This is a genomic window from Asanoa ferruginea, assembly GCF_003387075.1.
Taxonomy (GTDB): Bacteria; Actinomycetota; Actinomycetes; order Mycobacteriales; family Micromonosporaceae; genus Asanoa; species Asanoa ferruginea.
In genome coordinates this window covers 3882397-3902218 of the sequence record NZ_QUMQ01000001.1, presented here as the reverse complement: position 1 = coordinate 3902218, position 19822 = coordinate 3882397, and the positions used below count along the sequence as shown (strand labels likewise).

Sequence of the window (19822 nt, the reverse complement as noted above, 5' to 3'; positions counted from 1 at the left end):
ATGGTAACAACTGGGAGATGCCCATGCGGTTCGAAGTGCTTGGCCCGCTGCGTGTGCTGCGGGCAGAGCCTGATGCGCGCACGCAGCACGCCGATCCAGAGGTGGTCGCGCTGGCCGCCCGCCAGGTCCGCGTGGTGCTCGCCAACCTACTCGTCGACGCCAACCGCACCGTGTCGGTGGCGGTGCTCGCCGAGGCGTTGTGGGAGAAGGGCGCCGGCGAGGAGACCCGGCGCGGCGCCATCCGGGTGCTCATCCATCACCTGCGCAAGGCGCTCGGCGACGACGCGCTACACCGGACACCGGCCGGCTACGAGCTCGTCGTGCCGCCGGGTGGGCTCGACTCCGACACGTTCCAGACGCTGCTGGCGCAGGCCGGGCGGCTGCGCGCCGACTCAGAGGGCGAAGACGCCCGCCGGGCGCTGCGCAAGGCCCTCGGCCTGTGGCGCGGCGCCGCGGCCTACGATGGTGACGACTACGGCGACCGGGTCCGCGCCGAGGCGGCCCGGCTGCACGAGCTGCGGCTCGCGGCCTATGAGGACTGCTTCGAGCTGGAGCTCGAGCTGGGCCGGCACCGCGAGATCGGCGCCGAGGTGCGGACGCTGGCCGAGCAACACCCCCTGCGCGAACGGCTCCAGGGCCAGTTGATGCGGGCGCTGGCCCGCTCCGACCGGCGCGCCGAGGCGTTGGCCGCCTACGAGCGCACCCGCCGCTTGCTGGCCGACGAGCTCGGCGTCGACCCCGGCGACAACCTGCGCGAGCTGCACCGGCGGATCCTGCGCGCGGCCGCCCAGGAGCGCACCGCGCCGGCCCAGCTCCCCCCGCCGACACGCACCTTCCTCGGCCGCGACCAGGCCCTGCGCCGGCTCGACACGGTGGTCGGCGGCGCCGGCGGCGCACCGGTCGCGGTGGTGATCTCCGGCATGGCCGGGGTCGGCAAGACCACCCTGGCCGTCCAGTGGGGACACCGGGTCCGCCGCCGCTTCCCCGACGGCCAGCTCGCCGTCGACCTGCGTGGCTGGGCCCAGTCGCGGTCGCTGCGCCCGGCCGAGGTGGTCGGCCGGTTCCTGGCCGCGTTCGGCGTGCCGGCGGCCAGCACCCCGGCCGACCTCGACGAGGCGGTCCAGGTCTATCGCACGATCACCGCCGACAAGCAGCTCCTGGTGCTCCTCGACAACGCCGAGCACGCCGACCAGGTGCGTCCGCTGCTCCCCGCCGGCGACGGCAGCGTGACGCTGGTGACCAGCCGCAACCGGCTCGCCGGCCTGGTCGCGGTCGACGGCGCCGTCGCGCTGCCACTCGACGTGCTGGCGCCGGCCACCTCCAGCGCGCTGCTCGGCCGCCTGCTCGGCGCCGACGTGGTGGCCCGCGAGCAGGCCGCCGCGGCCGACCTCGCCGCGCTGACCGGCCACCTGCCGCTCGCGCTGCGGATCGCGGCCGCGCAGGTCGACACCGGCCGGCCCAGGCCGATCACGACCTATAACCAACGGCTGCGGGCCGGCGACCGGCTGGCCGGTCTGGGCATCGAGCACGACGCGGCGGCCACTGTGTCGGCCGCGTTCGACCTGAGCTACGCGGCCCTCGCCGAGCCCGCCCGGCGGTTGTTCCGGCTGCTCGCGCTGGTGCCGGGCGCCGAGTTCGGAGCAGGGCTCGCGACCGCCCTGACCGGCCGACCCGAGATCGGCCCGGCGCTCGATCCGCTGGTGGCCGCCAGCCTGGTCAACGAGCGCGGCCCTGGCCGCTACGGCCTGCACGACCTGGTCGCCGAATACGCCCGCGGCCGGCTGGCGGCTGACGAGCCCGACCACGACGCGGCCCGGGGCCGGCTCTTCGGGTGGTATCTCGACCACGTCGACGCGGCCAGCCGGCTGGTCTACCCGGAGTTCTCCCGGCTGCCGGTGACCGCGCCGGCGACCCCGTCCGTCGCGTTCCCCAGCGCCGCCGACGCCGTCGACTGGATCACCGCCGAGCTGCCCAACCTGGTGCCGACGGTGGCGGTCGCGGCGCAGCACGGGCCGCGCCCGGTGGCGGTGCGGCTGGCCGACGCGCTGCGCCCGTTGCTGTGGTCGACCGGCAGCCCGACGGAGTGGCGGGCGATCGCCGAGGCGGCCCTGGTCGCGGCCGCCGCCGACAACGACCCGATGGGCACCGCGGCAGCCGAGATCAGCCTCGGCGACCTGCACGCGCAGCGGTCCGACCTGCCGGCGGCCGAGCCGCACTACCGCCGCGCACTCGAGTTGGCCCGGTCCAGCGGCTGGCAGGCCGGCGAGGGCGGGGTGATGGGCAACCTTGCGCTGCTCTACTGGCGCAACGGCCGGCTCCTCGACGCCATCGAGCTGTTCGAGGGCAGCATCGAGGTGGCGCAGCGCAACGAGAACCGCACCGCCGAGGCGACCGTGCTGGGCAACTTGTCCGGCCTCTACTGGGCGCTGGGCCGGCTCGACGAGTCGGCCAAGGTGCTCCAGCGCGGGCTGCGGTTGCACCGGGCGGCGGGCTGGCCGCAGTCGTCGGCGATCGCGTTCCTCGGCCTCGGCCTGATCCGCTCCGAGCAGGGCCGCTACAAGCAGGCCAGGCGGGCGCTCACCCGGGCCTTGCGGATGGCCACCCGCAACGGCAACCGGCGCACCGAGGGCGACGTGCTGTGCGCGATCGCCCAGGTGCACGCCGCGTGCGGCGAGGGCGAGGAGGCGATCCGCACGGCCCGCCGGGCGATCGAGATCGGCATCGAGACCGAGCGGTCGCGCCTGCTGGCCGACGCGCACAAGGCGCTCGGCATGGCCTACCACGGCAACGACGACCTCGACCAGGCCGCCGACGCGCTCGACGAGGCGATCCGGCTGGCGCGGCGGGCGGCCTACCCGCACACCGAGGTCGGCGCGCTGGCCGCGCTGGCCGACCTGCGCCGCGAGCAGGGCCGCCCGACCGACGGCCAGGACCTGGCGGAGACCGCGCTCGACCTGGCCCGGCAGTCCGGCTTCCGGATCCTCGAAGGGCAGGCGCTGCGGGTCCTGGCGAGCTGCGCGCACGACCTGGGCGTGGCGCCCGACGCGATCCGCAACGTGCGCAGCGCGCTGAAGATCCACCGGGAGTCCGGTCACCGCCCGGGCATCGCGGCCGCCCTGCTGCTGCTCGGCGACGTGCTGGTCGAGTGGGGTGACGTCGAGGCGGGCACCGAGATGTGGGTCAAGGCCCGCAACCTCTACACCGACCTCGCCTCGCCGCACGCCGCCGCCGCACAGGCCCGGCTCACCCGGGCCTAGCGGGGGTTCTGCTGCTCGACGGCGCGTTGGACGGCTCGGTAGATCTGACCGAAGCGCAGCGTGTTCGACGTACGCAGAAGCATCAGGTCTTCCCCCGCGTAGCGCACCCACAGCTCGCTGACCACGGTGCCCCGGTCATAGGAGCGGTCCAGCCAGCCGAGCGGGATCTCGGCGAACGGGGCCAGGACCAGGGCGCCGATCACCCCCACAGCGAGCACGACGATCGCCAGCCCCCAGGCCGACCGGTCAGTCGCGGAGTAGACGAGCGAGATGGCACAGACGATCGCCGCGAGCGGCAGGATCGAGATGACCAGGATGAGGACGCCCCGGCCGAAGCGCCGGGACATCGTGCGGGTCGTGGCGGGGCCACGGCGGTGCCAGACGAGCTGCAACGCCGCCACTGGGAACGTGGCCCCGTCGACCCGCACCGCATCGGACGTCACCTGGACGTGCTGATCGCGGAAGTAGACGGTCACCACTACAGCAAAACCGCCCCCGTCAATACCTCGGTGCGGCTTCGAGTGCGCGTTGCAGCGCCCGGTAGATCTGCCCGAACTTCAGCGCGTCGGCGGTCTGCACCAGCAGGGTCGGCCGGCCACCCACCTCGGCCCAGATCTCCAACGCCCGGGAACCCTTCGAGTAGGACAGGTCGAGGCGGCCGAGCAGGAAGTCGGCCAGCGGCGCGGCGGCCAGGCCGACCAGCACCGAGCCGCCGACGATCAGCACCGTGGTCGCCGTCGAGGTGTGCAGCCGCAGGGCGACCACGATGCCGATGGCGGCGGCGACGAGCGGGGAGATCAGCGCGACCCCGATCGCGCCCCGCCCGGCGACCGTGCGCAGCGACCGGTCGCCGCGCCGGTGCCAGACCCGGGACAGCGTGGCCAGCGGGTAGCTGCGCCCGGCGACCTGGATCGCCTGGGACGTGACCCGCACGGCACGGTCGTTGTAGTAAGTGATCATCCCTACCACCAGAAAGGACCCCTGCCTCCACGTTACCCAACCGCGGACCCCGTAATGTGTCTCGGACGCCAGAAGCACATGGAGGTGTGACGTGGGCGAGCTCGTCAGGCTGGAAAAGCACGACGGCATCGGCACGATCCGGCTCGACCGGCCGCCGATGAACGCGCTCAACACCCAGGTGCAGGAGGAGATCCGGGCCGCGGCCACCGAGGCGACCGCGGACGACAGCGTCCGCGCCGTCATCGTGTACGGAGGCGAGAAGGTCTTCGCCGCCGGCGCCGACATCAAGGAGATGGCCAACATGTCCTACGTGGACATGTCGAGCCGGGCGGCCGACCTGTCCGCGGCGCTCGGTGCGGTGGCCCGCATCCCCAAGCCGGTCGTCGCGGCGATCACCGGCTACGCCCTCGGCGGCGGCTGTGAGCTGGCGCTGGCCTGCGACTGGCGGGTCGTCGCCGACGACGCCAAGCTCGGCCAGCCGGAGATCAAGCTCGGCATCATCCCCGGCGCCGGCGGCACCCAGCGGCTGGCCCGGCTGGTCGGCCCGGCCAAGGCCAAAGACATCGTCCTGTCCGGCCGGATGGTCGACGCCGCCGAGGCGCTGCGGATCGGGCTCGCCGACCAGGTCGTCCCGGCGGCCGAGGTCTACGCGGCCGCGGTGGAGCTGGTCCGCCCCTACCTGACCGGTCCGGCCCAGGCCATCCGCGCGGCGAAGGTCGCGATCGACGGCGGCCTTGAGATGGATCTCACGTCGGCGCTCGCCTGGGAGAGCCAGCTCTTCGCCGCCCTGTTCGCGACCGACGACCGGCGCGAGGGCATGGCCGCTTTCGTCGAAAAACGCAAACCGGACTTCACCGGACGCTGATCAACTGGTCCGAGCGGCGGGCGTCGCACCGGTAGGCTCGGCGGCATGTCACCGGGGGCCGCGCTGGGGGTCGATTTCGGGACCTCGCACACGGTGGCCGTGGTGCGCTGGCCCGACGGTCGGGTGCGCCCGCTGCTGGTCGACGGCTCGCCCCTGCTGCCCTCGGCGGTCTACGCGCCGCCGGGCGACGCGCCGCTGGTGGTCGGCCGCGACGCGGTGCACAGCTCCCGGCTCGACCCGGCCCGCTTCGAGCCCAACCCCAAGCGCCACGTCGACGACGGCAGCGTGCTGCTCGGCGAGCGCGACATCCCGCTGGCCGACCTGATCGCCGCGGTGCTGTCCCGGCTCGCCGAAGAGTGGCGCCGCACGATCGGTGACCTGACCACCGGCGAGGTCACCGCCGACACCCCGCCGACGCTGACCCTGACCTGCCCCGCGACCTGGGGTGCGACCCGCCGCGAGCTGCTCTCCGGCGCCGCCGCCAAGGCCGGGCTGGGCAATGGCCGACTGGTCGCCGAGCCGGTCGCCGCGGCCACCTACTTCGCCGAGGTGCTCGGCCGCGACGTGCCGATCGGCTCCGCCGTGGTCGTGCACGACTTCGGCGCCGGCACGTTCGACGCGAGCGTGGTGGTGCGCCGGTCCGACGGCTTCGAGGTGCTCGCCGTCGACGGCCGCGCCGACCTGGGTGGCCTCGACGTCGACGCGGCCTTGGTCGAGCACCTGGCGGCCACCTACGCGCCGGCCCATCCGGAGGCCTGGGAGCGGCTGCGGGCACCGGCGACGGTCGAAGACCGGCGGGCCAAGCGGCAACTCTGGGACGACGTACGCGTGGCCAAAGAGCGGTTGTCCCGCAGCCCTTCGGCCGACCTGGTCATCCCTCTCTGCGACATCGAAGCGCACCTGACCCGCGCCGAATTGGAGCGGGTGGCGACGCCGATCCTGGCGCGCACGGTGCAGGTGACCAAGTCGGTGATCGAGGCCGCGGCGCTGCCGGCCGGCAACCGGGCCGGTGTCTTCCTGGTCGGCGGGTCCAGCCGCATCCCGCTGCTGGCGACGATGCTGCACCGCGAGCTCGGCGAGCCGCCGGTGGTGATCGAGCAGCCCGAGCTCGTGGTGGCCGAGGGCAGCGTGCTGGCGTCGACCGCGATGCTGGCCAGCGCGGCCGGCGCGGTGCCGGTGACCGGGACGTTCCCGAAGGTCGTCGAGCCGGCCGACGGCGCGATACCGCAGCCGGTCAAGATCGCACCCGTGTCGCCCGCCGGGCCGGTCGCACCTGGCGCGCCCTCGGGCGCGCAGTCCGGTGCGCCTTCGGGCGCGCAGCCCGGTGCGCCTTCGAGCGCGCAGCCCGGTGCGCCTTCGGGCGCCACGTCCGGTGCGCCTTCCGGTGCGTCGGCGGCGACGCCGGCCAGCGGACCGGCGGCGGCACCCTTCGTTGCCAAGGCCGCTGTCTCGTCGTCCCGCAACGGGCACCGCCCGCCGCCGACCGCACCGCTCCCGCCGCCCGCGGCCTACCCGCCGGGCCGGGCCGCGGTGCCGGTCAAGGCGGCCAAGGCCACCCGCCCGTCCCGGTTCGGCCGCGACACGCTGGCCGAGCCCGCCCTGGTCTCCGACCTGCGGTCGCTGTCCGGCTACGACGAGCCGCAGGTCTACCCCGACCCGGTGCCGGCCCGCCGCGACGAGCGCCCGCCGGTGTGGGAAGCCAAGCCGGCCCGCCCGGCCCCCCGTCGCCGGGGAGGCGGCTTCGGCCGCTTCCTGCGCGGGCTGTTGATGCTCGTTCTGCTGGTGGCGAGCCCGGCGGTCGCCGCGGTCGTGGCGTTCCACTACGCGACCGGCGACTCTTACACCGACATCGTCGACGGCATCCGGAGCTGGCTCGACGGGCTTAGGTGAGCCGCTTTCACATTTGCTCCCTACTGACCGGTAAGGTGCTCGCAGCGGACCGAGGACGGGAGTTCTGATGAGCGAGCGGATCGAGGGTCACGGCGGCGAACTCGCCCTCGCGGCACTACGCGCGGCCGGCGTCGACGAGATGTTCACCCTCTCCGGTGGCCACGTCTTCCCGCTCTACGACGCGGCGCACAAGACCGGCTTCCCGATCTACGACGTGCGCCACGAGCAGTCGGCCGTGTTCGCGGCCGAGGCGGTCGCCAAGCTGCGCCGCCGGCCCGGGCTCGCGGTGCTCACCGCCGGGCCGGGCGTCACCAACGGCATCTCGGGGCTGACCAGCGCCCACTTCAACGCCTCACCGGTGATGGTGATCGGCGGCCGGGCACCGGCCATGCGCTGGGGCTCCGGCAGTCTCCAGGAACTCGACCACGTGCCGCTGGTCGCCCCGGTCACCAAGCACGCCTCCACGGTCTTCGCCACCGACGAGATTCCCGGCGCGGTGCGCGCGGCTCTCGGCGCGGCACTGACCCCACACCGCGGCCCGGTCTTCCTCGACCTGCCGCTGGAGATCGTCTTCTCGCACGGCGAGGCCGACGCGCCGGGCGCACCCGACGTCGCGGTGATCGAGCCCGACCCCGACGAGGTCGCCCGCGCCGCCCGGCTGATCGCCGAGGCGGAGCGCCCGGTGATCATCGCCGGCTCCGACGTCTACGCGGGCGACGCCGTCGCCGCCCTGCGCGAGGCCGCCGAGACCCTGCGGGTGCCGGTGATCGCCAACGGGATGGGGCGCGGTTCGCTGCCGCCGACCCACCCGCTCGCGTTCGCCAAGGCGCGCCGGGCCGCGCTGCGCGGCGCCGACGTGATCGTGGTGATCGGCACCCCGCTCGACTTCCGGCTCAGCTTCGGCGACTTCGGCTCCGCCCAGGTCGTGCACATCGTCGACGCGCCGTCGCAGCGCGCGACCCACGTCAACCCGGTCGTCTCCCCCGCCGGTGACCTGCGGCTGATCCTGTCCGCGCTGGCCGACCACACCGGCGTCCGCGCCGACCACGAGAGCTGGATCGCCGACCTGCGCGCGGCCGAAGACCTCGGCAAGGCGCGCGACGCCGAGGAGATGGCCGCCGACACCGACCCGATCAAGCCGGCCCGGGTCTACGGCGAGCTGCGCCGGGTGCTCGCCCCCGACGCGGTGACCATCGGCGACGGCGGCGACTTCGTCTCGTACGCCGGACGCTATTTGGAGCCCTCCCTCCCCGGCACCTGGCTCGACCCGGGTCCCTACGGCTGCCTCGGCACCGGCATGGGTTACGCCATGGGCGCCCGGGTCACCTATCCCGACCGGCAGATCTGCGTGCTGATGGGCGACGGGGCCGCCGGCTTCTCCCTGATGGACGTCGAGTCGCTGGTCCGCCAGCAGTTGCCGGTGGTCATCGTGGTCGGCAACAACGGCATCTGGGGGCTGGAGAAACACCCCATGCAGGCGATGTACGGCTATGACGTGGCCGCCGACCTCCAGCCCGGGCTCCGCTACGACGACGTCGTCAAGGCACTGGGCGGCGCGGGCGAGACGGTCACCAAGGCGGCCGACCTCAGCAGTGCGCTCGACCGGGCGTTCGCGGCCGGCGTGCCCTACCTCGTCAACGTGCTCACCGACCCGGCCGACGCCTACCCGCGGTCATCCAACCTGGCCTGACCAGCACCGCTGGCACCCGCAAGGGACAATGGTCGGCATGGCTCTCCCCATTCCGACGCCGGCCGACGTGATCGGCCTGACCCGGTCCGCCGTCGCCGTGCCGGCCCGTGCCCTGCGCCTGCTCGACGACATCGAGGCGCTGGTCAAGCGGGTGAACGGGATCGCCGACCGGGCCGAAGCGTTTCTCGACCGGCTCGACGGGCTGACCGACCGGGCCGCCGCGCTGATCGACCTCGTCGGCGGCGCGGTCGCCGAGGCCGAAGCGGTGCTGGAAAGCACCCGGGTGGTCAGCGCCGCCGCGACCGCACAGGTCGAGCTGGTGGCCCGGGTGGTCGCCGATGCCCGCGCGGTGGTCGTCGAGGCCGAGACGGTCGCGGTCAAGGCCAACGGCGTGGTCGACAAGGCCGAGGCCACGGCCGGCACGGCCGACGAGCTGATCGGTGTCTACGCGCCGACGCTGCGCCGCGGCGCGCCGATGGCCCGCCACTTCGTCGAGCAGCTCTCCGACGAAGAGGTCGACGCCGCCATCAGGCTGATCGACGAGCTGCCCCGGTTCACCAAGCACATGGACGAAGACATCCTGCCGATCCTGGCCACCCTCGACCGGGTCGGTCCCGACATCCACGAGCTGCTCAACGTCACCCGCGAGCTGCGGCTGGCCGTCAAGGGCATCCCGGGCCTGCGGATGCTCACGAAGCGCGGCCAGGACCTCGACTGAGCTCGTCGATCTCCGCGCGGGTCGGCAGGGAGGTCGAGGCGCCCAGCTTGCGGGCGCAGGCAGCACCGGCCGCGCAGGCCCAGCCGACCGCCTCGACGATCTCCCGGCCCTCGGCCCAGGCGACCGCGAGCGCGCCGGTGAACGCGTCGCCGGCCGCGGTCGAGTCGACGGTCTCCACCCTGACGCCGGGCACCCGCACCGAGGTGCCGTCGCGGTCCGCATACCAGGCACCTTCCGGGCCGAGGGTCAACACGACCCGCGGCACCGAGGCGAGCAGCGGTTCGGGCCGGCGCTCGCCGCCGATCGCGGCCGCCTCGGTCTCGTTGACCACGAGCAGGTCGACCGCGTCGAGCAGCTCGGCCGGTAGCGCCCGGGCCGGTGCCGCGTTGAGCACGGTGCGGGTGCCGGCCGCCCGGGCGGCGACCGCGGCTTCGGTGACCGTCTCCACCGGGATCTCGAGCTGCGCGATCATGACGTCGGCCTCGGCCAGCGCCGCCCGCTCGGGCCCGGTGAGGTCGGTGAAGGTGGCGTTGGCGCCCGGGGTCACCACGATGGTGTTCTCCCCGTCGGCGTCGACGGTGATCAGCGCGACGCCGGACGCGCCGTAGCGCACCCGCAGCAGCCCGGTGTCGACACCGGCCGCGTCGATGCGGGCCTTGAGCGTCACCCCGAACGCGTCGGAGCCGATCGCGCCGAGCAACCGGGTCGCCCCGCCCGCGCGGGTCGCGGCGATGGCCTGGTTGGCGCCCTTGCCGCCGGGGATCGTGGCGAACTCGCCGCCGAGCACGGTCTCACCCGGCTTCGGCAGCGCCGGCGCTTTCGCGACCAGGTCCATATTGGTGCTGCCGACGACGACCACCCGGGCCCGATTCATAGTCGGCGAGTGTATGCGTTCTCTGGCAGGCTGCTCCCCATGGACAATCCGCCTCTCAGTGTCATGTTCCGCTGCGACAGCCCGCCGGAGAACCTCCCCGCCTACGCCCAGCTCGCCGAGCGGATCGGCTACGACGAGCTGTGGGTGGTCGAGGACTGCTTCTTCACCGGCGCGATCTCGGCCGCCGCGGTCGCGGCCGCGAGCACCGAGACGCTGAAGATCGGCATCGGCATCCTGCCGGCGGCGTTCCGCAACCCCGCGCTGGCCGCGATGGAGCTGGCCAACCTGAGCCGCTTGTTCCCCGGCCGGATCCTGCCCGGCTTCGGCCACGGCGTGCCGTCGTGGGTCCGCCAGGTCGGCGCGCACCACCCGTCGCCGCTGGCCGTGCTCGAGGAGACCATCGGCGCCGTCCGCGCGCTGCTGCACGGCGAGACCGTCACGATGCACGGCCGCCACGTCAACCTCGACGACGTCACGCTGGCGTTCCCGCCCGGCGAGCCGCCGCTGATCTCGGCCGGCGTGCGCAACGAGAAGTCGCTGCGGCTGGCCGGCCGGGTCGCCGACGGCACGATCCTGGCCGAGGGCGCGGCACCGGCCTACATCGCCTGGGCCCGCGAGCGGATCGACGAGGGCCGCGCCGAGGCCGGGCGCACCGATCCACACCGGGTCACGGTGTACGCCCACCTCGACTTCGACGAGGCCGCGCGCAGCGCCCGGTCCGAGCTGGCCGCGCAGTTCAACTCCCCCGCTCAACCGTCGGACCCGGCCGACGCGGAGACGCTGGCCCGGCTGGTCGCCGACGCGAAGGGCGATCTCGACGCGCTCGCGGCGGCGCTGCCGGACGAGATCGTCGACCGCTACGCGGTGACCGGCGATGCTTCGCAGTGCGGATCCGCTGTCCAGCGGTTGGCGGCCGCGGGAGCCGACGCGGTGGTCCTCGTGCCGCCCCGCGACGCCGACCTGTCCGTCGCACACCTGACCCTGGCCGCCGAGGCCCTGCTGGGCGGTTGACGTGTGCGCCGGGTCGCCGGGCCGCGGGGCGCACCCCGCAGCCGGTGGCCTGCGTGATTTGATGACCGCGTGCCGACCAACATGATCGACGACGCGGTGCTCTCCTTCGACGGGATCGGCGTCACGCGCAATCGCAACCCGCTGCTGCGTGACATCGACTGGACGGTCTACCCCGACGAGCGGTGGGTGATCCTCGGCCCCAACGGTGCCGGGAAGACCACCCTGCTGTCGATCGCGGCCGGGCAGCTCCACCCGACGACCGGCGGTGCCATCGTGCTCGGCGAGAAGGTGGGCCGCACCGACGTCTGGGAGCTGCGCACCCGGATCGGCATCACGACCGCCAAGATGGCCGAGCGGATCCCGGGCGAGGAGCGGGTGCTCGATGTCGTGGTCACCGCCGCCTGGTCGGTGGTGGGCCGTTGGCGCGAGCAATACGACCCGCTCGACGAGGCCCGTGCGCGCACCCTGATCGACCAGCTCGGTGTCGGCGCGCTCGTCGACCGGACGTACGGGACGCTCTCGGAAGGCGAGCGCAAGCGAGTGCAGATCGCCCGCGCGCTGATGACCGACCCGGAACTGCTGCTGCTCGACGAGCCGGCGGCCGGGCTCGACCTGGGCGGCCGCGAAGACCTGCTCAAGCGGCTCACCGCGCTCGCGTCCGACCCGGCCGCGCCGGCGTTGGTGCTGGTCACCCACCATGTCGAGGAGATTCCGCCGGGCTTCACGCACGCGCTGCTGCTGCGCGAGGGTGTCGTGGTGGCGCAGGGTCCGGTGGAGCAGACGATCACCGCCGAGCACCTGTCAGCCGCGTTCGGCCAGCCCCTCCTGGTGCAGAGTTCCGAGGGCCGCTTCACCGCTCGCGCCGCGTAAGTTCGCCGCCCTTTCGCCGCCTTTGGCGGGAGCTCTCAGGAAACGCTCAGAAATGCGAGCTAGGCCTGAGATATCCGTCACGCACGGGGGGCAGCGATGGTATTCGCAGGCGTGTTCGTTGTGGCTCTTGTTGCCAGTGTCTTCGGAAGCTCCGGCCGGCGCCAGGTGCCCGCGTCGGGGTCCGCGCGCGGTTCCGGGCAGGGCCCCCCGCCCGGGGCCGCGCCTCCGGAAGCGCCACCGGCCCCGCCGCCGGCCTTCACCCAATGGCCGATGCTCACCGTCGCCGATGCTCTGCCATCCACTGTCGACACGGCACAATGGACGCTCTGGGACGAGCCGGTCCGGGTGTCGGTGACCGACGCGAGCACGTTGCGGCGGGCCGAGGAACTGGTCCGCGGTGAGCTGGCCGCGATCGACGTGGCCGCGAGCCGGCTGCGCGCCGACTCAGAGCTCGCCTCGGCCGGCGACGGCAGTGAGGTCAGCCCGCTGCTGGCCGAACTCGTCGCGGTCGCGCTCTCGGCCGCCCGCGACACCGAGGGCGACGTCGACCCGACCGTCGGCGCGATTATGACCAGCCTCGGCCACGACCCGGACTTCGGCGCGCTGGTGACCGACGGCGCCACCCAGCACGTCCAGGTTGGACAGTTGGCGGTCTACCGCCCGCCGAGCTGGGAGGAGGTGCGCCTCGACGGCCAGCACCTGACCATCCCGGAGGGCGTGACGCTCGACCTGTCGGTCACGATGCGGGCGCGGGCGGTCGACCGTTGCTCCGCGCTGATCGCGGCCACGCTCGACGTCGGCTGCCTGGTCTCGATCGGCGGCGACGTCGCGACCGCCGGCCCGTCGCCGCGCAACGGCTGGCCGCTGCTGGTGCGAGACGGCCCGGTCGACCCGGCCGCACATGTCGGGCTACCGGGCGGGGCTGCGGTGTCGACGGCGAGCAGCCACCACCGGCGCTGGGACACGGCCGAGGAGTTGCTCCAGCACATCGTCGACCCGGAGACCGGCCGGCCCGTGCGACACGCCTGGCGGTCGGCGTCGGTCGCCGCGTTCTCGGCCCTACGCGCCACCACGGTCGCCAACGCCGCCCTGATCCGCGAGGAACTGGCGCCGTCGTGGCTACAGGCGCTCTCGGCACCGGCCCGCCTGGTCGGCCACGAACGCTCGGTCCGCGTCTTCGGCACCTGGCCACCGGCGGCCGAAACCTAGGTCGGCTCCCCCACCGGCGGCCGAACGTAGATCGACACCGCCACCGGCGGCCGAACGTAGGTCGGCACCGCCACCGGCGGCCGAACGTAGATCGACACCGCCACCGGCGGCCGAACGTAGGTCGACACCGCCACCGGAGACCGAAACGTAGGTCGGCATCGCCACCTGCGCCGCGCCTAGGGTGGGCTACGACCTCGGCGGCGGCACGTTCGACGCGGCGGTGGTGCGGCGCTCGCGCCGCGGCGCGCTCCGGTTCTTGCGGCGGTCGCGGTCCCCGCGGCCTGCGTCAAACCTCGCCGGAGCCGGCGAGCGCGGCGCGGCGCTGTTCCACGACGACGACGGCAGCACCTGGCTGCTCAACCTCAGCGCCGACTGGCGGCCCGGACGGGACCGGTTCGGCGGATGTCCGACCGCGCGGCCGGTCGATGGGGTTGCGTCCACGGACGTGGGCGCGGTCGGTTTCTGGACCAGGTCGTTGGGCTTGAGACCGCGACCGACGACGAAGGGTGAGCCTGGCGGGAGCGACGGTCGCGCCCACCGCGGACCCGAGTCCGCATCTTTGTCTTCAGCGCCTGGCCTCCGGGGTGGCGTCGCGGGGCGTCGACATGTGACGATCGGCGCCGTGTCTGTTTCCCGGCGTTCGGTCCTGACCGCGAGCCTGGCCGCCGCTGTCGGTGCGGTGGCGGGCTGTGCCCAACCCACGCGAGCGCAGTGGACGCCGGCCGGTGAAGCCGACCCGCTGCCGGCGGGCGCGAAGGCACCGGCGGCGCGCCCGATGCCGACCGCGACCGCGACGTCGGCGGGGAAAGCGCCGCAGACGCCGACGAGGTTGGCCGCCACGCTCAGCCGTTTCCTGAAGGCGACGCCGGAGAATCCGAAGCATCCGACGTTCGCCGGCGCGGTCGCGTTGGTCAGTGTCGGTGGCAAGGTCAAGACCAAGGCCGTCGTCGGCGACGCGTTGCGCTACTCGGCCGGGCCGGTGGAGTTGCCGCCGGCCAAGCGGGTGCCGATGCGCGAAGATTCGATCTTCGATCTGGCCTCGATCACCAAGGTGTTCACCACCATCCTGGCGCTCCAGCAGGTCGACAAGGGGCGGCTCGATCTCGCGGCGCCGGTTGCCGAATACCTGCCCGGCTTCACCGGTGCCGGCAAGAGCGCGGTCACCGTCGAGATGTTGTTGACCCACACCAGCGGGCTGCCGGTCGGCGCGTCGGTCACCGGGATGTCGTCGAACGCCGCGCGCCGGGCCGCGGTGCTGGCCTCGCCGCTGGTCAAGGGCGCGGTGCCGGGCAAGACGTTCCGCTATTCGAGCGTCGGGCTGATGGTCGCCGGCTACCTCGTCGAGTTGCTCGCCGGCCAGTCGCTCGACGCGGCGCTCAAGAGCGGCATCACCGGCCCGCTCGGCCTGCGTGACACCGGCTTCAAGCCGCTGACCTGGCTGAGCAAGGCCGACCAGGCCAAGCGACTGGTCGCCACCGACGCCCGCACCGGGCGCGGGCTGCTGCGTGGCACGGTGCACGACGACGTCGCCAACATCATGGGTGGCGTCGCCGGGTCCGCGGGCATCTTCAGCACCGCCGCCGACCTCACGGTCATCGGCGAGCTTCTGCTCAACGGGGGTACCCACGGTGGCAAGCGGATCCTGTCGGACGACACGGTCAAGCGGATGCTGACCAACGCCAACAAGGGCAAGCCGGCGATCGACGCCGAGCGGCCCCAGCGCACCGCCGACCATGGCCTCGGCGTCGAGCTCAACCAGCCCTGGTTCATGGGCAAGCTGTCGGGGCCGCGCACGTTCGGGCACACCGGGTTCACCGGCACCTCGCTGGTCGTCAACCCCGACCGCGGGCTGGTCCTCGTGCTGCTCACCAACCGGGCCCATCCCAACTGGAGCTGGGCCAACCCCGATCCGGCGCGAGTGGCGGCGGCCAACGTCATATGAGCCCGTGGGCCGGGCCCGCCGCGGTGTTCGCGGTGCTGGCGGCGGCCGTGCTGCACGCGAGCTGGAACGCGGTCGTCAAGGGCTCGGGCGACCAGGTCGCCGTCATGGCCCGCTCCAGCGTGGTCGGCGCCGGCGTGTGTGGTGTCGCGCTCTGGTTCGTGCCGTTTCCGGCCGGCGGGTCGTGGGGCTGGCTGATCGCGTCCGTCGTGATCCACGTGCTCTACAACCTCGGCCTGCTGGCCGCCTACCGGCTGGGCGACTTCAACCAGACGTACCCCCTGGCCCGCGGTCTCGGTCCGGTGGTGGTCGCGGTGGTCGCGGCGACCGCGCTCGACGAGCCGCTGGCGACATTGCCGGCCGTCGGCGTGCTGGTGATCGCTGCGGCGATCGGGGTGTTGGGCCTGACGCCGTGGCGCCGCGTGCGGGCCAACCGGCCGGCGGTGCTGGCTGCGGTCTTCACCGGCCTCACGATCGCCACTTACACCCTGACCGACGGCATCGGGGTACGCGCCAGCGGTAGCGCCGCCGGCTACGCGCTGTGGTTGGTCTGCCTCGAGTGCGCGGCGACCACGCTGGTGGCCGTCGTGCTGGGCAGGCGGCGGGCGGCCGGGAATCCGATGCTCGCCGGCGGCGGACGCGCCTGGTTGGCCGCGAGCGCGGTCACCTTGATGTCCACATTGGCCTACGGGCTGGTGTTGTGGGCACAGACCCGGGGCGCGCTGGCCGCCGTGGCGGCGTTGCGGGAGAGCAGCGTCGTGGTCGCCGCCGTCATCGGCGTGGTGGCCTTCAAGGAGCCGATGGGTCGCCTCCGGATCGCCGCGAGCGTCGCGGTCGCCGTCGGCGTGGCTCTGCTGGCGATTCCGTAGCGAGTCTCGTGGAACAGGGCGGGTCTCGTGGAACAGGGCGGGTCTCGTGGAACAGGGCGGCGCCCTAGTGGCGCAGCGTGCGGATCAGGGCGAGCACGTCGCGGGTCACCGGGCGGAGGACCCGCAGCCGGGACAGGCCGACCAGGCGGTCGATCAAGGGCACCACGCCGTTGATCAGCGTGCGGGTCTTCGCCTGGTCGGGTGACTTGTCGTAGACCCAGTAGAGGATCACGCCCATGTAGGCGAGCCAGAGCAGTTCCGGCAGTTCGTCGCGCAGTTCCGGGTCGACCTTGGCCGTCGAGCCGGCCAGCGCCTCGCGGAAGAGCGCGATCGACGCCTCGCGGGTCGGCGACGACTCGGCCGAGAACGGGCTCAGCGGTGAGGTCGGCTCGGCCGCGGTCTTGAAGAACGCCGCCGCGAACTCGTGCGACGGCGTCATCGTGTCGATGCCCGCGTGCAGCACGCCGCGCAGCCGCTCGGCGAACCCGCTCTCCCGGGCCAGGACCGCGGTCGCTCGGGTGCGGTGCTCGACGCTGGTCTCGGCGTAGAACTCCTGGATCAGATGCTCTTTGGAGCCGAAGTAGTAGTAGGCGTTGCCGACCGCGACGCCGGCTTCCTTGGCCACCGCCCGCATGGTCGTCTGCGCGTAGCCGCGCTCACGGAACAGCCGCAGTGCGGTGTCGAGGATCAACTGGCGGGTCTGTTCGCCGCGGGCGGTCGCCGGTTCGGCACCGGCGGCGCCACCGACCCCCGTTTGCTCGGTGGCACCGCCGGCACCGGCGGGTGGCGGAACGGAACGGTCGGTCATCGTCGCAACCGTACCGACTCCGCCCCGGGATGTCGAACACGTTCAACTTCCCGGCCAGGACTCATCGTACGCGAAATTTGAACACGTTCAATCAGTGCAGGCCGAGCACCACCGCCGCCGCCCGACCGTTGGCGTGGCTGGCGCCGTAGGTGGTCACGAACGCCTGCGCGCCCGCCGGCCGCCAGCTCGACGGCCAGCCCATCTCGACGACCGTGACCGGGTGCCGGGCGGCCAGCGCCTCGATCAGCTCGGTCGCGTTGGCCAGCCGATGCGCGTGCCGCGCGACGACCACGATCGGCCGGCCACCGGCCCGCGCGACCAACTCGTCGGCGCTCGTGGTCGCGGCCACCGCACGGATCGTCTCGGCGCCGTCGACGTGTTCGGCCAGCCCCCACGGCACCCGGCCTTCGGCGATGCTCGACGTGGCGGCGAGTTCGACCACGAACGGCACGCCGCCCACGACCGGGTCACCCTCCACCCGCACCGCACGCCGCGCGGCGTCGTAGCCGAGGCTCTCGGGTGCGGGCTCGGTCGGCGCGACCGGTGCCGCCCAGGCAGCGAGCGCGGCGGTCCGCTCGGCGGCCTCCTCGACCCGCGCGCCACTGAGCCGGCCCTGCTGGATGGCGGCCACGATCTCGGCAGCGGTCTCCTCGACCAGGTCGGCGTCGACGTCGGCGCCGACGCAGAGCAGGTCGGCGCCGGCCGCCAGGGCCAGCGGCGCGGCCTGTGCGGTGCCGCCGGCGACCACGGCCGCGCCTTTCATCTCCAGCGCGTCGGTGATCAGCGCGCCGGCGAAGCCCAGCTCACCGCGGAGCAGGTCGTGCAGCGCGGCCCGGCTGAACGTGGCCGGCAGATCGCCGGTCAGCTCGGGCACCCGGATGTGCGCGGTCATCACGGCCTGCGCACCGGCCCTCACCGCCGCGGCGAACGGGGGCAGGTCACGCTCGCGGAGCACCGCCAGCGGCGCGTCCACAGTGGGCAGCTCGAGGTGTGAGTCGGCGATCGTGGCGCCGTGCCCCGGGAAGTGCTTGGCGCAGGCGGCCACCCGGGTCTCCTGCAACCCCTCGACCGCTGCGGCGGTGTGTGCGGCGACCCGCGCCGGGTCGGCGCCGAACGAGCGGGTGCCGATGATCGGGTTGTCGTCGGCGGTGTTGACGTCGACGGTCGGCGCCAGGTCGACGTTGACGCCGACGGCGGCGAGCTCGCCGCCGATCGCGCGGTAGACCGCGCGAGTCACCTCGACGTCGTCGAGCGCGCCGAGCGCGGCGTTGCCCGGGTAGGGGCTGCCGGTGCGGTGCGCCAGCCGGGTGACGTCGCCACCCTCTTCGTCGATCGCCACGATCACCGACGGGTTGGCAGCCCGCAACGCGGCCGTGCTCGCGGCCACCTGCGCGCGGTCGACGATGTTGAACCCGAACAGCGTGTAGCCGGCCAGACCTTCGGCGGCGAGGTCGAGCGCCCAGGGCGGCGGGGTGCTGCCGGGGTAGGCCGCGAGCAGCGTACGCAGCGCGAGTCGGCGCAGAGTGGGATCAATCGCCATCGGTTCTCACCCTCTTGTAACTCGCTCCTGCCGGGTCGTGTGATCGTCGCACCATTGCCTTCCCAGTACGCTACGCCTACTCGTAAGGCGACTAATGTATTAGTAAAGATTCCTTATTGCTAGAGGATGTCGCATGGGGTCGACCCGCCTGCCTGGTACCCCGCGCTTGTTGCGGGCGCTCAACGACCGCGCCGCGCTGGAGCTGTTGCTCGCCCGCGGCCCGCTGACCCGGGCCCAGATCGGTGAGCTGACCGGGCTGTCGAAGGTCACCGCCTCCCAGCTCGTCGAGCGCCTCGAGGAACGCGGCCTGGTCACCCGGGTGGGCGAGCAGGCCGGCGGCCGAGGCCCCAACGCACAGCTCTACGCCGTGCGCCCCGGCAGCGCCTATGTGGTCGGTGTCGACGTCGCCGCCGACCGGGTGCTCGCCGCCTGCGCCGACATCACCGGCGCCGTGGTCGGCCAGGTCGAGATGTCCACCAAGGACACCGACGACCCGCTCGGCGTCGTGCACAACGCGGTGGTCGAGGCGGCCAGCACCGCGCACGCCCAGCTCGCCAGCGTGCGCCGGGTGGTGCTGGGCACGCCGGGCCTGGTCGACCCGGGCTCGGGCGACATCACCTTCGCGTTCAACCTGCCCCGCTGGCACCGCGGCCTGCTCGCCGCGCTGCGCGAAGACCTGGACACCCCGGTCGTCTTCGAGAACGACGTCAACCTGGCCGCCTTCGCCGAGGCACACACCGGCGCGGCCGCGGGAGTCGACGACTTCGTGCTGGTCTGGGCCGGCATCGGCGTCGGCCTCGCGATCGTGCTCGGCGGCCGGCTGCACCACGGCAGCAGCGGGGCCGCGGGCGAGATCGGCTACCTGCCGGTGCCCGGGATGCCGGTCAACCGCGACCAGTCGCGCCGCTCCCAGCCACCGTTCGGCCAGCTCGCCGGCGCCGCGGCGCTGCGCGCGGTGGCCCGCGAGCACGGTTTCCGCGGCGCCACGGCGGCCGACGCGATCCGCGCGGCGATCGCCGCCGGCACCGAGGGTGGGCCGGCGCTCGACGAGATCGCGCGGCGGCTCGCGCTGGGCGTGGCCAGCACCTGCGTGGTGCTCGACCCGCCGCTGGTGGTGCTGGCCGGCGAAGTCGGCCAGGCCGGTGGCAACGCGCTCGCCGAGCGGGTGCAGCACGAGGTCGCCGCGATCACGCTGGTCTCGCCCAAGGTCGCGGTCACCCAGGTCGAAGACGAGCCGGTGCTGCGCGGTGCGCTGCTGACCGCGCTGGACGCGGTCCGCGACGACCTGTTCGGGTCGACGACCGGCTGAGCTCCGGCGCGTC

16 protein-coding genes are annotated in these 19822 nt (G+C 73.6%); 11 read left to right on the top strand and 5 right to left on the bottom strand.

The annotated features are described in order from the left end of the window. Nucleotides 1–23 precede the first annotated feature (23 nt). Entirely contained in the window at nt 24–3257 is a 3234-nt protein-coding gene (locus tag DFJ67_RS18250; RefSeq protein ID WP_170215904.1) for an AfsR/SARP family transcriptional regulator, read from the top strand. Here DFJ67_RS18250 and DFJ67_RS18245 read toward each other — a convergent pair. Beyond that, nucleotides 3254–3733 carry a DUF6232 family protein gene (locus DFJ67_RS18245; protein ID WP_116076356.1) on the bottom strand — a complete coding sequence of 160 codons (480 nt, stop codon included), beginning with the start codon at nt 3731–3733 and terminating at the stop codon, nt 3254–3256. The genes DFJ67_RS18250 and DFJ67_RS18245 overlap by 4 nt on opposite strands. Before the next feature lie 22 nt (nt 3734–3755). Beyond that, nucleotides 3756–4217, bottom strand: a complete 462-nt coding sequence (locus DFJ67_RS18240) for a DUF6232 family protein (protein ID WP_116069090.1) — start codon at nt 4215–4217, stop codon at nt 3756–3758. Nucleotides 4218–4308: 91 nt separating this feature from the next. On the opposite strand from DFJ67_RS18240, the gene DFJ67_RS18235 reads away from it, so the two are divergent. The 4 genes from DFJ67_RS18235 (at nt 4309) to DFJ67_RS18220 (ending at nt 9380) form a co-directional block, all read left to right on the top strand. Then, nucleotides 4309–5082 carry an enoyl-CoA hydratase/isomerase family protein gene (locus DFJ67_RS18235; RefSeq protein WP_116069089.1) on the top strand — a complete coding sequence of 258 codons (774 nt, stop codon included), beginning with the start codon at nt 4309–4311 and terminating at the stop codon, nt 5080–5082. A gap of 45 nt (nt 5083–5127) precedes the next feature. Continuing rightward, entirely contained in the window at nt 5128–6972 is a 1845-nt protein-coding gene (locus DFJ67_RS18230) for an Hsp70 family protein (RefSeq protein ID WP_116069088.1), read from the top strand. A 67-nt stretch (nt 6973–7039) separates the two neighbouring features. Beyond that, nucleotides 7040–8662: an acetolactate synthase gene (locus tag DFJ67_RS18225; RefSeq protein ID WP_116069087.1), complete on the top strand. Its 1623-nt coding sequence runs from the start codon at nt 7040–7042 to the stop codon at nt 8660–8662. A gap of 37 nt (nt 8663–8699) precedes the next feature. Beyond that, a complete protein-coding gene (locus tag DFJ67_RS18220) occupies nt 8700–9380 on the top strand; it encodes a hypothetical protein (RefSeq protein ID WP_116076355.1) in 681 nt (226 codons plus the stop codon). Here the strand turns inward: DFJ67_RS18220 and DFJ67_RS18215 are convergent. Then, entirely contained in the window at nt 9352–10254 is a 903-nt protein-coding gene (locus DFJ67_RS18215; RefSeq protein ID WP_116069086.1) for a ribokinase, read from the bottom strand. The two genes, DFJ67_RS18220 and DFJ67_RS18215, sit on opposite strands and share 29 nt — an antisense overlap. Nucleotides 10255–10293: 39 nt before the next feature. Here DFJ67_RS18215 and DFJ67_RS18210 point away from each other — a divergent pair, with 39 nt between their 5' ends. The 5 genes from DFJ67_RS18210 (at nt 10294) to DFJ67_RS18190 (ending at nt 16152) form a co-directional block, all read left to right on the top strand. Next, nucleotides 10294–11265, top strand: a complete 972-nt coding sequence (locus DFJ67_RS18210) for an LLM class flavin-dependent oxidoreductase (protein ID WP_116069085.1) — start codon at nt 10294–10296, stop codon at nt 11263–11265. Nucleotides 11266–11346: 81 nt separating this feature from the next. Then, nucleotides 11347–12135 (top strand): ABC transporter ATP-binding protein, encoded by a 789-nt coding sequence (locus tag DFJ67_RS18205; RefSeq protein WP_116076353.1) that lies wholly within the window; start codon nt 11347–11349, stop codon nt 12133–12135. Nucleotides 12136–12405: 270 nt separating this feature from the next. Next, nucleotides 12406–13344, top strand: a complete 939-nt coding sequence (locus DFJ67_RS18200) for an FAD:protein FMN transferase (protein WP_170215903.1) — start codon at nt 12406–12408, stop codon at nt 13342–13344. Between the two features lie 622 nt (nt 13345–13966). Then, the gene (locus DFJ67_RS18195; protein ID WP_116076351.1) at nt 13967–15286 is read left to right on the top strand and encodes a serine hydrolase domain-containing protein; all 1320 of its coding nucleotides are present in this window, start codon (nt 13967–13969) and stop codon (nt 15284–15286) included. Continuing rightward, nucleotides 15283–16152 carry an EamA family transporter gene (locus DFJ67_RS18190; protein ID WP_116069083.1) on the top strand — a complete coding sequence of 290 codons (870 nt, stop codon included), beginning with the start codon at nt 15283–15285 and terminating at the stop codon, nt 16150–16152. Before DFJ67_RS18195 ends, DFJ67_RS18190 begins: the two co-directional genes overlap by 4 nt. Before the next feature lie 64 nt (nt 16153–16216). Here the strand turns inward: DFJ67_RS18190 and DFJ67_RS18185 are convergent, their stop codons facing one another. Further along, nucleotides 16217–16960 (bottom strand): TetR family transcriptional regulator, encoded by a 744-nt coding sequence (locus tag DFJ67_RS18185; RefSeq protein ID WP_116069082.1) that lies wholly within the window; start codon nt 16958–16960, stop codon nt 16217–16219. 91 nt (nt 16961–17051) lie between these two features. Continuing rightward, nucleotides 17052–18500, bottom strand: a complete 1449-nt coding sequence (locus tag DFJ67_RS18180) for a glycoside hydrolase family 3 N-terminal domain-containing protein (RefSeq protein WP_116069081.1) — start codon at nt 18498–18500, stop codon at nt 17052–17054. Between the two features lie 133 nt (nt 18501–18633). Between DFJ67_RS18180 and DFJ67_RS18175 the strand changes: the two genes are divergently transcribed. Further along, a complete protein-coding gene (locus DFJ67_RS18175) occupies nt 18634–19809 on the top strand; it encodes an ROK family transcriptional regulator (protein ID WP_116069080.1) in 1176 nt (391 codons plus the stop codon). Nucleotides 19810–19822: the final 13 nt, after the last annotated feature.